The organism is Nocardia sp. NPDC056564, from assembly GCF_042793755.1.
Classification (GTDB): Bacteria; Actinomycetota; Actinomycetes; order Mycobacteriales; family Mycobacteriaceae; genus Nocardia.
Genome location: NZ_JBHTUR010000010.1, coordinates 131978 through 144457, shown reverse-complemented (window position 1 = coordinate 144457; position 12480 = coordinate 131978). Strand labels below are relative to the sequence as shown.

General features: G+C 71.5%; 8 protein-coding genes. All 8 read right to left on the bottom strand.

Annotation, left to right across the window (positions count from 1 at the left end; all coding sequences use genetic code 11):
• Window positions 1–2: 2 nt before the first annotated feature.
• The 8 genes from ACFQ9K_RS24540 to recC all read right to left on the bottom strand — a co-directional run bounded on the left by ACFQ9K_RS24540 (window position 3) and on the right by recC (window position 12113).
• Complete coding sequence (locus tag ACFQ9K_RS24540; protein ID WP_378722687.1) at window positions 3–578, bottom strand: methylated-DNA--[protein]-cysteine S-methyltransferase; 576 nt, start codon at window positions 576–578, stop codon at window positions 3–5.
• On the bottom strand, window positions 575–838 hold the full coding sequence (locus tag ACFQ9K_RS24535) for an Ada metal-binding domain-containing protein (RefSeq protein WP_378722688.1): 264 nt from the start codon (window positions 836–838) through the stop codon (window positions 575–577). Before ACFQ9K_RS24535 ends, ACFQ9K_RS24540 begins: the two co-directional genes overlap by 4 nt.
• Window positions 839–842: 4 nt before the next feature.
• Window positions 843–1571 carry a 2OG-Fe(II) oxygenase gene (locus tag ACFQ9K_RS24530; RefSeq protein ID WP_378722689.1) on the bottom strand — a complete coding sequence of 243 codons (729 nt, stop codon included), beginning with the start codon at window positions 1569–1571 and terminating at the stop codon, window positions 843–845.
• 115 nt (window positions 1572–1686) lie between these two features.
• Window positions 1687–2301 carry a methylated-DNA--[protein]-cysteine S-methyltransferase gene (locus ACFQ9K_RS24525; protein WP_378722693.1) on the bottom strand — a complete coding sequence of 205 codons (615 nt, stop codon included), beginning with the start codon at window positions 2299–2301 and terminating at the stop codon, window positions 1687–1689.
• Window positions 2301–2774, bottom strand: a complete 474-nt coding sequence (locus ACFQ9K_RS24520; protein ID WP_378722694.1) for an RNA polymerase sigma factor — start codon at window positions 2772–2774, stop codon at window positions 2301–2303. Before ACFQ9K_RS24520 ends, ACFQ9K_RS24525 begins: the two co-directional genes overlap by 1 nt.
• Window positions 2775–2823: 49 nt before the next feature.
• On the bottom strand, window positions 2824–4737 hold the full coding sequence (gene recD / locus ACFQ9K_RS24515) for an exodeoxyribonuclease V subunit alpha (protein ID WP_378722690.1): 1914 nt from the start codon (window positions 4735–4737) through the stop codon (window positions 2824–2826).
• Between the two features lie 265 nt (window positions 4738–5002).
• Window positions 5003–8392: a UvrD-helicase domain-containing protein gene (locus ACFQ9K_RS24510; RefSeq protein ID WP_378983689.1), complete on the bottom strand. Its 3390-nt coding sequence runs from the start codon at window positions 8390–8392 to the stop codon at window positions 5003–5005.
• 331 nt (window positions 8393–8723) lie between these two features.
• A complete protein-coding gene (gene recC / locus ACFQ9K_RS24505) occupies window positions 8724–12113 on the bottom strand; it encodes an exodeoxyribonuclease V subunit gamma (RefSeq protein WP_378725672.1) in 3390 nt (1129 codons plus the stop codon).
• Between the last annotated feature and the right edge of the window lie 367 nt (window positions 12114–12480).

Below are 12480 nucleotides of genomic sequence, written 5' to 3'. Positions count from 1 at the left end.
TCTCAGATAGCCAGCGGCAGTATCAGATCCGCGGACTCGAGGTCCAGCAGGGCGCGTTTGGCCGGCAGGCCGCCCGCGTAACCGGTGAGCGCGCCGTCCGCGCCGACCACCCGGTGACACGGGAGCAGGATCAGCAGTGGGTTGCGGGCGAGCGCGCCGCCGACCTTGCGGGCGTCCGCGCGGTCACGGCCGAGGGCGCGGGTGAGTGCGCCGTAGGTCGTCGTGCGGCCGTATCCGGTTGTGGCTTCGAGGGTTTCCAGGACCTGCCGGTCGAAGCCGCTCAGCCCGGCGCGGTCCATCGGCACGGTGAACTCCCGCCGGGTACCGGCCAGGTACCCGGCGATCTGGGCGGTCGCGGTGACGAGATATTCGAGGGCGCAGGAGTTCTCGGCGGTCGGCACGGCGGGCGCGGCCGCGGTGAACGCGACGCGGGTGACGCCGAGCGCGCTCGCTTCGATGCGGAGGTTGCCGAGGGGCGAGGCGTGAACTGTGCGGGCAGTCGAGGTCTGCATGGTGTGCTCCTGTTCGGCGTTCTTGTCCTTCGGTAGACGCCAGCCGGGGCGGAACCGTGAGATCACTCGGAATTGTTGTGCCCTGCGGCTTTCCATGCCGCGTACGACCGCGGCAGGCAGACCGCGCACGGCCGGTAGCCGGCGCCGATCGCGGTGGGCTCGTCGGCGAAGAAGACGCGGTGGGCGCGATAGGCGCCGCGGGACAGCGCGCGCAGCGCGGATGGGCAGTCCAGGCGGCCGTAGATCCGGCCGCGCCGATTACCGCCGTACGTTCCCGGAGCCGGGCTGAGATACGGGCGGCCATCGGCGTCGAGCAACGTGAACATGTGGTTATTCGGCGTCATGCAGCACGAGGCCGAGGGTGTGCCGGATGCCGCCACGAATTCGGCTGACGCCGTGGCGAACCGGCGCACGCGACCAGCCGCGGCTCGACGGAGTCGGCCGGTCCCGAGTGGTGAAGATCAGGCCGTGTCCCTGTTCCAGCACGGTGACGGTGGCCTTCGACTGCGCGCGTGGACGTTGCTCGACGAGCGTGAACTCTCCGCCGGTGTGGTCGGTCCCCGGGCGGTCCAGCCCGATCACCACCTGCAAGGGGAACACCAGGTCGCCGTAGAGGTCGCGATGCAAAGCATTCCAGTCGCCTTCGGTGTAGCGCAACAGAATCGGCGTCGGCTTGGACTGGCCCGCGGCATGACAGGCGTCGAGCCAGTCGCCGAAGTCGTCGGGCCACGGTGCCGGATCACCCAGCCGTTCGGCCCAGGAACGGGCCACCGGCAACAACTTCCGGTAGAACGCCGCACGCATCGCCATGATCGGCTCGGGCACCGGAGCGGCGAAGTAGCGATAGGTGCCCTGCCCGAATCTGTAGCGCGCCATGTCGATGGTGGAGCGGAACAGCGCCGGGTCGTCCCACATCGCGGTGAACTCGGCGCATTCGCCGGGGGTCAGCAGCGGGCCGGTCTGGGCGCAGCCATAGGCGTCGATCTCCTCGATCAGGTCGGGCCAGGACTGCGCGGCCACTCGAGCGGCCGGCGGGGCCGCGGTTTCGGTGTTGTGCATTCCGCCTCCAAGGTCAGCGGGGTCGTCGGCGCCGCGCTGACCATCCGCGGGTGATCACCGGATGGTCAGCGCCGCACCAGGTCTCGGTTCTGCCGAGCCGGCGGGTGACCGGCACTCACGCGGCTTCCAGGGTCAGCAGCGCGGTTTTGGCCGCGATGCCGCCCACGTACTGTCCGATCGTGCCGTCGCTGCGCACCACCCGATGGCACGGAATCACCACGGGCAGTGGGTTGTGCGCACACGCCGAGCCGACGGCGCGCACCGCCCGCGGGTTGCCGACGGCGGCGGCGACGGTGGCATAGCTTTCCCGGTGCCCGTATCCGATGTCGACCAGATGCTCGATCACCTGACGACGGAAGCCTCCGGTCAGTCGCAGATCCAGGGGGAGGTCGAAATGCGTTCGGGCACCGGCGAAGTACTCATCGATCTCGCGGGCGGCGGCGTCCAGGCGGGCGGGTGCGGCGAGCACGCGCGGGCTGATCCGCTCGGCGAGCGTGGCGAGGACGGTGTCGTGGTTTTCGTTGGGGTAGGCGACGCGGACCAGGCCGGCCGGGGTGGCGGCGAGCAGCAGCGTGCCGACGGGGGTGTCCATGGTGCGGTAAGCGACGTCGAGCAGGCCCGCGGACTGCGCCTCGGCCGCCAAGCGGCGGCGCAGTTCGGTCAGCCGGGCGGCGTCCGGGGTCAGGCCGTCGAACAGGCCGTTCGGGTCGCCACGATCGATGGTGGCCATCATGAGTCATCCTTCGGGTAGAGCTTGCGCAGAGTTTTCAGGCCGTCGGCGGCGGCGCGGCGGGCGGCATCGGTGGAATTGCCCAGGAGCTCGGCGATTTCGGCGTGGGGCAGGCCTGCCAGGTAGTGGTAGGCGACCGCCTGGCGCTGCTTGGGCGGCAGCGTCTTCAAGGCGGCCCAGAGGTGCGGGTCGTAGTCGGCGGGGTCGGGCGCCGCGGACGGGCGCTCGGGCAGGGTCTCGGCCGGGATCGGCGCCCGGGTGAGCGCGCGGCCGACGTCGATCGCGCGGCGGTGCGCGATGGTGACCAGCCAGGCCTCGATGTTCGCGTCGGGGTCGAGGTCCGGATAGGCACGCAACGCGGACAGGAACGTCTCCGACCACGCGTCGGCCGCGTCCGTCGGACCGAGCACGGCCCGGCAGACGCGCAACACCATCGGGCCGTACTCGGCCACCACTTCCTCGAACGGAGGCAATCTCACACTGGGTAGACGCGCGGGGCAGGGAAAACGTGAGATGCGCCGGTCATCGCGCGCCGTCCGCCCGGCGGGACAGACCGCTGGCGCGCAGCACGCGCCGGGCGATGCCGGCCCGGATGGACTCGTCGGTGCCGATCACCCGGACGTGGCGGCGGGCGCGGGTGATCGCCGTGTACAACAGTTCCCTGGTCAGCAGGGTCGACTCCGGTTCGGGCAGGACCACCGAGACGGTGTCGTACTGACTGCCCTGGCTGCGGTGGATGGTCATGGCGAACACGGTGACCACGGCCGGGAACTGGGTCGGGTGCACCAGGTACGGCTCGCTGCCGCGTTGCAGTGCGGCGCGCAGCGAGCCGTCGGGCATGCGCACCACGACGCCGGTGTCGCCGTTGTAGATGCGGGCCTCGTGATCGTTGGCGGTGACCAGCAGCGGCTGGCCGGGATACCAGGGGGCGGAGTGGGATTCGGGGCCCGCCCCGCCGGCCGCGGCCCATTCGGCGGCCATCCGGTCCCAGCGTTCGACGCCGAACGGGCCTTGGCGGTGCGCGCAGAGCAGGCGGTGCGATTCGAGGGCGGTGAGCGCGCCCGCGGCGTCGCCGTCGAGGGCGGCGGTGGTCACCTGGCGGGCCGCGCGCACGACATCGGCACGCACACCGGCCATTTCGTCGGGGGCGCTGAGCGAGAGCTCGTCGCCGCCGGCGCGGAGCAGGTCCAGGGCGGTGTCGGCGTCGCCGGCCCGGACGGCGACGGCGAGGTCGGCGATCCGGCCGCCGAAGCGGCGACCACGGGTCAGGCGAACGATGCCGCCGCGCAGGCGGGTTCGTTCCAGGGCGGTGAGGGCCGACGAGTTCTGTTCCGGCGCGGCCGATTCCGGGGAGTCGGCGCCGAGGATCTCGTCGAGCAGCGGATTCGGGGTGCCCGCGACGGGTCCCGCGACCAGGTCGGCGAGCACGGCGCCCGCGTCGACGGAGGCGAGCTGGTCCGGGTCGCCGACGAGGACCAGGCGGGTGTCCGGGCGCAGCGCGGCGAACAGCCTGCTCATCATGGTCAGCGAGACCATGGAGGTTTCGTCGACCACGATCACGTCGTATGGGAGCCGGTTGAATTCGTGGTATTTGAACCGGGTGGTGCGGCCGCGCTGCCAGCCGAGCAGGCGGTGCAGGGTGGCGGCGGTGAGGTCGGGCAGGCCGAGTTCGTCGGCTTGTTCGCGCACGGCCTCCTGCAGGCGCGCGGCGGCCTTGCCGGTCGGTGCGGCCAGCGCGATGCGCAGTGCGGGCAGCTTGGGGTTGGCTTTGCGGTGCGCGTCGAGCAGGCCGATGATGCGCGCGATGGTGTGGGTCTTGCCGGTGCCGGGGCCGCCGGCGACCACCGTGGTCCAGTGGGTGGCGGCGAGCGCGGCGGCGAGGCGCTGGCGGTCGGGCACGCCGTCGACCGGCGCGTCGAACAGCCGATCCAGTTCGCGGCGAATGATTTTCGGGTCGACCACCGGGTGATGTCCGGAGCGCTCGGTGAGGACGCGGCGGACCGTCTGCTCCTGCTGGTAGTACCGGTCCAGGTAGAGCAGCGGGCCGGAGTCGTCGCGGCTGCGCGATTCCACCAGCCGCAACGGTTGCAACGGACCCGCGGGTCCACCGGTGACCAACGGGCTGACCCGCAGCGCGGCCACCACCGCGTCGATGTCGGGCCACGGCAGCGTCGCCGGATCGATGCGCTCACCGGTGTCCCAGGTTTCGTCCGCGTCGATACCGATCTCCCGCATCCGATGCAGCTCCAGGCACACCGACCCGGACCGCACCGCCCGCACCGCAAGCGCCGCCGCGAACAACACCACCTCGGTGTCCTCCCGCCCCAACCGCCCCAGCCGCACCGCGACGTGCACGTCCGCAGCAGACAACACCCCCGCCTCATTGAACGTCCGCAACAGCCCGGTCCCCCGCTGCGCCAACTGAATCGACGTCACAAGACCACCCCGCCGCACCACTCTCGACTCCCCGCACCGAGATTCGCATGCAATTCCCGGTGCGCGAAATCAGAACCCGTGCGTCGGTGCGAGCCATCGGCCCGGCCGGGCGGTGGCGACGGGAAGACGCACACCTGTTGATTCGTCGCACACCCCATCGCATGCGGAGCCGTGTGCGGGAGGTCAGCACATGTGCGGCTGTGGGGTTGGGGGGCGGGGGCGCGCAGTTGTTGGGTTTCCGCTGGTGTGATCGCGTGGGGTTGGGTCATCGGGGGGCTCCGGCGAGGAGGCGGGAGATGGCGAGGATCAGGGGGGCGGGCGGGGTCCAGGTGAAGACGCCGTGGCCTTCGGGGGTTTCGGGGCCGATCATGCCGCGGACGAAGAGGTAGCGGGCGCCGCCGAGGTGGTGGGCGGGGTCGTAGGCGGGCAGGCGCCAGCGCAGGTAGCGGTGCAGAGCGACCGCGTAGAGGAGGGCCTGCAGGGGGTAGTGGGAGCGGATCATCTCGGCGGCCATGCGCTCGCGGGTGTAGTGACCGACGGTGAGGTCGCCGGTGCCGAGGCGGTTGGTTTTGTAGTCGACGATGACGAAACGGGTTTCCGTGCCGTCGGTTACGCGCAGCACGGCGTCGATGCTGCCGGTGAGGTAGCCGCGCAGCGGGATGTCGTCGAGCGCGGCCAGGTGGTCGGCGTAGCCGTACAGGTCGTCGTCGGGCGACAAGTGCGTGCGCAGCAGGTCGGCGATCTGACGCAGGGTCGCGGTCTCCGCGCTCGGGGTGTCACCACCGGCCAGCGGCAGCTCGAATTCCAACTCGTTCAAGCGATCCCGGGTCGAGATGTCGGCGAGCGAGCCGATGCCGAGCGGAGTGCGCAGCGCGGCGAGGACGGCGGTGCTGAGCACCCCCGGGTCGGCCTCGGCCATGAGTTCGTCGACGGCCGCGCGGCAGCGGCTGTCCACCTCGGCGGCGAGATCCGGTGCGTCCGTGTCGATCAGCTCGAACACGCCGTGCACGAGGGTGCCGAATTCCGCGCCGTAGGGCAGGGAGTTCATCAGCGACGCCGGGCCGGCGAACACCTCCTCGACCTCGGCGACCACCGGCGTGCTCGGCTCGTCGGCGGGGCCGCGGGTGTCCTCGGGCTCGATCTCCAGCTCGGGGGTGACCGGGCCGTGCGCGGAGGCGGTGAGCGCCGAGTACGAGGTGCGGCGCCAGTGCTGATCCAGCTTGCGCTCGAATCGTGCGGCGGCCAGCTCACCGGTGACGGGTTCGGTGCGCACGCGGTCGATCGCCACGTCATCGGTGCCGACCACCGCCGTCACCGAGATAGCCTCCGCCGCTCCTCCGGCCCAGGCCGAAAGCAGTCCCGGCGCAACGGCATCCGCGGGTACCGACGCGCGCGGCGGAACGGTGTCACCACCATCGGGGCGGCCGAGGATCATCCGGTGCAGCGGCGATGCGGCGGTCGTGATCGCCGGCGCCCACCAGGCGACGACCTGGCACATGGCCCGGGTCAGCGCGACGTACAGCAGGCGCAGTTCCTCACCGGCCTCCTCGGATTCGCTGCGCAGCTTGCGTTCCGCGTAGCCGGCGGCATCCGGCCCGCCGACATCGAGGACGCGCATGTCGTTGTCGTCGTGGAACAGCAGGGTCGCCGGGTACGGGTTCTTCGCGTTGTCCCAGGCGAAAGGCAAATAGACGATCGGGAATTCGAGACCCTTGCTGGCGTGCACGGTGGCGATCTGCACCGCGGCGGCGTCGCGGTCGAGCCTGCGGCTGCGGTCGGCGACGGTGCCCGACGCGGGATCGCGCACGCGATCGCCGAGCCAGCGGGTCAACGCGGTCAGCCCGAGCGATTCGGTGAGCGAGACCTGATCGAGCAACTGGGCGATGTGCCGCAGATCGGTCAGCTGGCGCTCGCCGTTCTCGACGGCGAGCAGGCGGTGGGCCAAATCCGCTTCGGCGGAGATCTTTTCGAAGACGGCCGCGAAACCGGCACGGGCGAAAAGCCGCGCGGCGTCGCGGAGTTGCGCGCTGACCCGGCCGACCAGATCCGCTCCGCCGCTGTCGATCTCGGCGGCGGTGATGCCGATCAGCGGGGTGCAGGCGGCCAGCCGCACGCGGTCGCCGCGGTGCGGCTGCTCCAGCGCCCGCAGCAACCAGAGCCAGTCGGTGGCGCTGCTGGTGGCGAATACGCTGGTGCCACCGGCGAGCACGGACGCGACGCCGACCCGATCCAACGCCGCTCGGACCACGTCGATCTGCGACCGCGTCCGCACGAGGACCGCGATATCGCCCGGGCTGATCGGCGTGCGCGGGACCATCGCCGTTCCTGGATCGGCGAACCCCGTTCCGGCACTGAGCGGGCCGGAATCCCGGGTGCCGTGGCTCGGTCGCGCGGTGGTGCCCAACGCGACATCGGACTCGAGCAGCCGGACGATGTCGGCGGCGAGATCGTCGGCGACCTTGGCCCGCATGCGGCCGACCGCCGGGAAACCGGATTTGTTCAAAGGCCCTGCGCCGGTACGGGTCAGGCACCGCATGCGCAACGGCGTGATCAGTTCGTCCGGTCCGGACAGGCGCGACCAGGAGCGGGTGGCGTTCACCGGGTACACGGTGATCTCCTTGTGCCCCAACGCCGCACCGCCTTGCAGGTGGTCCAGCGCGGCGAGCAGACCGGCGTCGCTGCGCCAGTTGGTGGTGAGCTCCTTGCGGGTGTCGGCGTGCGCGACCGCGTCCAGGTAGCTGAGCACCTCGGCGCCGCGGAAGGCGTAGATGGCCTGCTTCGGGTCGCCGACCAGCACCAGCGTGGTGTGGCCGTGGAAGGAGCGGCGCAGGATGTCCCATTGCAGCGGGTCGGTGTCCTGGAACTCGTCGACCAGCGCGACCCGGTAGCGCTCGCGAATGCGGCGGCAGGCGCGCGGGCCGTGCTCGTCGTCGGCCAGCACGTCGTGCAGCAGGACGAGCAGGTCGTCGAAGTCGCGCAGCCCGGCCAGGCGCTTGCGGCGTTCGGTTTCCGCGCGCACCGCCGCCGCGAAGGCCACCCGTTCGCCGGCGGCGGAGTCGCCCTTCGGCATCAGCACCGCGTGGCGGTCGCGCACGGCGGCCAGGGCCAGGGTGTGCGCCTCCTTGACCGAGAACGGCGGTTCGGTACGGGCGTACCGGTTCAGGTACAGGTCGTCGGCGACCGTGCCGATCAGCTCGTCGACGGTCTCGACCAGCCGCGATCCGGGATCGTGCTCGCCGGCCAGGCCGAGTTCGTCCAGCATCCGCTGGCAGAAGCTGTGCGTGGTCGCGATGGTGCCCGCGTCGAAATCCGAAAGGGCCGCGAGCAATCGGGCCCGGCGGCGGCGCACCTCGTCCGGATCCGCCTGCGCGAGATGCCGGATCAGTTCGTCGGCGTGCGCGCGGGCCAGTTCGGGATCCGCCAACCCCGCGGCGACCGTCACGAACCGATCGCGCGTGCGCTCACGCAATTCCTGCGTGGCCGCCCGGCTGAACGTCACGAGCAGCAACTGGGAGACATCGATCCCGGCCTCGGCCACATACCGCACCGCCAGCCCGACGATCGCATGCGTCTTGCCGGTACCGGCGCTGGCCTCCAACACGGTCGTCCCGGTGGGCAGCGGCCCATACGGCTCGAAGCTGTCCGGCGCCTCCATCTCGGACACCACGAACGAGGTGTCTTGCACGGTCACGCGAACACCCGCCTTCCGACCCGCCGAAGAGCCCATTCTGCCGCTCCGACGCGCACCGCCGTGCCACCGACACGCGTGACGATCGCCGCAGCCACCGCCGAACCGCGCCGAACTCGCCCACCATCGCCAGGACCCGGCGCCCGGTTCAGACCGCCGCCACAGCCCGACGTAACACTCACGCCATCACCTCGGTCGCAGTCAGCGACGTTCGATGTCACGCTGCTGGTATCGCTCGAGTTCGCTGCTGCGCCGATGCCGCCGCGGGTCGGCACCGGGCGCATTTGGTTGCGGGCGCTCACGGTTGGCCCTGGGTTTCGGCGGTCAGCAGTGGTGTCCACAGGCGTCGGGCCAAGGCGCCGAAGCGGGTTGTCTCCCCTGGCTCGCCGGGCGGGGCCGGGATCTCCATGAGGTGTTCCAGACGGGGGGCCGCACCCCAGATGTAGCGGAGGTGGCGGTCGGTGTGGTCGCCGAAGGGTCCGGGGCCGTTCGGGCCGCCGTTGAATTCGCGTTCGGCGGCGGTGACGGCCTCGTCGACGGTGGCGCCGCGGAAGCGGCGTTCGGCATAGGCGGCGGTGGCGGTGGGGGTGATCGGGAGGGGTTCGGTGAGTCCGGCGTCGCGCAGGGCGACGAGCTCGCGCAGGATGCCGCGGGCGGCCGGCATTTCCGGGGCGGTGATCTCCGAACGCCATGCGGGACGGCCGAATTGGCCGCGGCCGGTGGTGACGGCGCGCCAGGTGCGGTCCTCGGTGACCGCCAGGGCCAGCAGCGAGACCCAGGCGGCGATCCGGTGTTTCGGGGCGAGCCGGGAGAACGTGGTGCGGACCAGGGTCTCGCCGCGCACCTCGGGGACGGTGCCGGTGAGCCTGCGCCCGTTGCCGAGATCCACCGCGATGTCGACGGCGCGCGGGCTGCCCTCGTAGTCGCCCTGCGACGCACGGACCAGCTTGTCCACCGTGTGTTCGACCTCGTCCAGCACCGCCGCGCCGAAACCGAAGGGCGGCAACGTGCCTCGCCGCCACTCGGCGGCGCGCAGCCCGGCCGCGTCCGCGCCGGTCAGGCGGGCGGCCAGCAGGCGTTCGCCCAGTTCCCATTTCGCCAGCCCGTCGAGTTCGATGGGCAGCCGGTCGGCGATGTCGTCTTCGTGTTCGGGCACGCGCAGGCCGAGCCGCTGCCACAGGAACGCGCGGATCGGATGCTCGACGAACGAGATCAGGTCGGCCAGTGCCACATCCGCGAGTTCCGGGGTCGGCAACGGCTCCGGCAGGAACGGTGGGCGCGGCACCGGTGGTTGCCCGGCGGACCGCGCCCCGGCGAGCGCGACGGTGTCGAAGCTGAACGGACGTTCGGCGCGGAAGTTGCGACGATCGAAGGCCTGCAACGGATGCCGGGTCAGCACCGCGTCCATGCCGTCCGCGCCGACCTGAGCGCGCAGCACATCGAGCAGCTCGGCGACCGGGATGGCGGGCGGCCGGTGCGCGCCGGTGACCGGGTCGGCGCCGGTGTGCAGCACCAGCAGCTTGTCCCTGGCCGACAGGATCGCGTCGAGCAGCAGCTGCCGGTCCTCGCTGCGCGGATCTCGTTCGCCGAGTAGCGGATTGCGGGCGAGCACGTCGTCGCCGTCGATGCCGCTGGTGCGCGGGAACACGTCGTCGTCGAGGCCGAGCAGCACCACCACGCGATGCGGCACCGACCGCATCGGCACCAGCGTGCACACGGTCAGCTCGCCGGTGCGGAAGTTGGCGCGGGTGGGCCGGGCCGCCAGCCGGGAGTGCAGCAGCACCCCGACATCGGCCAGCCGCAACGCCACATCGCCGGCGTGCTCGGTCGCGGCGGCCAGTTCCTGCCGGGCCTCGGTGCGCACCCAAGACTGTGAATCCGGCACGTCGGTCAGCAGATCCAGCGCGCGGCCGAGCACCGCCGCCCACTCGTGCGCCGGGCGCGGGCCGCGCAGATCGCGCAGGCAGACGGCGAGTCGATCGATGAATTCGGCGAACCGGCCGGCCAGATCGACATCGTTGCTGTCCACGTCGTCCAGGGGCAGCGCGAGATCGAGCCAGTCCTCCGAGGTTTCGCCCGCGGTGACGCCGAGCAGGATGCGGTCCACCGCGGCGTTCAGCGTGTTCTGCGCGAAGTCGGCCAGCCCGAACGCCTGCCGCTGCCGCTGCCCGATCCCCCAGCGCGCGCCGGACTCGGCGGCCCACTCGCGCAGCCGCTCGATATCGTCGTCGTCGAATCCGCAACGCCGCCGGACCGTTTCGGCCGCGGCCAGATCCAGCACCTGGGTCACGGTGACCCGGCCGTCGGCCAGCTCTAGCAGCACCCCGATCACCGCGAGCAGCGGATTGGTGATGCCCCGGCCGCGATCCGCGAGCCGAACCCGCAGGCGATGCGCCGGATGTCCCGAATCCGGCGCCTGCTCAACCGATCCCGGCACCCGCTGGCCGAAGGCCGCGCGCACCAGCGGCGCGAACGCCTCCACCTCGGGGCACATGACCAGCACGTCGCGCGGTTCCAGGGTCTCGTCCGCGGCGAACAATCCGAGTAGACATTCGCGCAACACCTCGACCTGTCGCGCGGGTCCGTGACAGGCATGGACCTGCACCGTCCCGTCCCCGGCGCGCACGGCGACCGGCGGCCAGCGATCGTCGCGGATCCCCGCCTGCACCGCCGCGAGCAGCGTCGTCTCGGCCGTATCCGCCTCCGCAACAAGATCATCCGAGGCCGGATAGTGGGTATCGGAGCCCACGGACCCGGCCAATCGCTGCTGCAATTCGCGCACATCGCGCGCGAGACCCGCCAGCAGCGGATGCCGCACGGCGCTTCCGCTGAGATCGTCCGCCCGGGAACGCGCCGCCGGACTCCCGGCCAGCTCGGTCCACATCACCGGACTCGGGTGGGGCAGCCACAGATGGATCTCGCGCGTCTGCGCCAGCGCGGCCAACACCGCGAGCTGATCGGTGGACATCCGGGTCGCGCCGAACAATGAAAACCGCTGCGGAAATGGAACAAGTTCAGCGTCCGCCCGCAGCCGCGCGCACGCCGCCTCCAGCCGCTCCGCCGGACTCGGCACGCCGACCTCGGCACGCAGCCGCCGCCACAGTTCCGGCTGCCACAGCAGATCGCCGGGCACCGGATTTCCCGCGCCGTCGGTGTCGGAACCCGCGGCCCACTCCAGGATCAACCCGGGCCGCTGCGCCGCGTAACTGTCGAACAGCGCGGCCAGGTGCGCGGCCGTGGCGTACCGGCGGCCGATCCGATGGGCGGCTCCGGCCGGGTCGTTCGCGCCGAGATGCCGGGCGAGCACCGCGCACCACGGCTCGCCGAGCGCGGCGTCGATCACCCGCAGCAACGTCCACACGACCCGCTCGCCCGCCCACGGATCGTCCTCCGGCCGAACCCCGCTCGCCGCCGCCAACGCGGTCGCGACCAGCGCGGACGGCGACGGAAACTGGATATTCGCCGCGACGCCGTCGGTCGAGCCCGCGTCGAAGGACGCCGAGAACGCCACCGCCCCGGACACCCCGAGCACCGAGGACAACCGCTGGGTCAGCCACCGCTCGACCCCCTTCGCCGGCACCGCGACCACCTCCGCCGCGAACGGATCGGGCAGCGGCGTGGCCAGCAGCTCGGCGAGTCCGTCGGCCAGGACGTCGGCGCGCTCGGCACGGTGGATGTGCAGCGGCATCTGCGCCTCTCGGTCGGTGGAAAGGTCGGACGGGCGCGGGGACTCGCGACTGACGGTGATCGCTCACGTGTGGCGAATCGCCTCCGGGCTTCGTGCACGTTTATACGCCCAGTGACTTCGAGGCAACTTTGCCACCCCGAAGCAGTTCCGAACGGACCTCTTCGCGTTACCTGTGTGACTGGAGTGAAATGAACCACATAAGAACACATTCCTACGCCGTGTCCGCTCGGATCCGCGCGCCCGATGTGCAACAGTGCTGAACCGGGGAGGACGAGAGAGCTGCACCGAAAGGCTGGTTCGCGTTCATGACTGCGATGGTGATTCCCCTGGTTCCGCGAGGCGGGTTCACAGTCCGCCGCGTAGGAGA

What these genes read in the sequence shown, in the direction of transcription:
- ACFQ9K_RS24535 (WP_378722688.1), bottom strand. Translation starts at nt 838, where the DNA reads ATGTTCACGTTGCTCGACGCCGATGGCCGCCCGTATCTCAGCCCGGCT.
- recC (WP_378725672.1), bottom strand. Translation starts at nt 12,113, where the DNA reads ATGCCGCTGCACATCCACCGTGCCGAGCGCGCCGACGTCCTGGCCGAC.
- ACFQ9K_RS24525 (WP_378722693.1), bottom strand. Translation starts at nt 2,301, where the DNA reads ATGGCCACCATCGATCGTGGCGACCCGAACGGCCTGTTCGACGGCCTG.
- ACFQ9K_RS24530 (WP_378722689.1), bottom strand. Translation starts at nt 1,571, where the DNA reads ATGCACAACACCGAAACCGCGGCCCCGCCGGCCGCTCGAGTGGCCGCG.
- ACFQ9K_RS24510 (WP_378983689.1), bottom strand. Translation starts at nt 8,392, where the DNA reads ATGGAGGCGCCGGACAGCTTCGAGCCGTATGGGCCGCTGCCCACCGGG.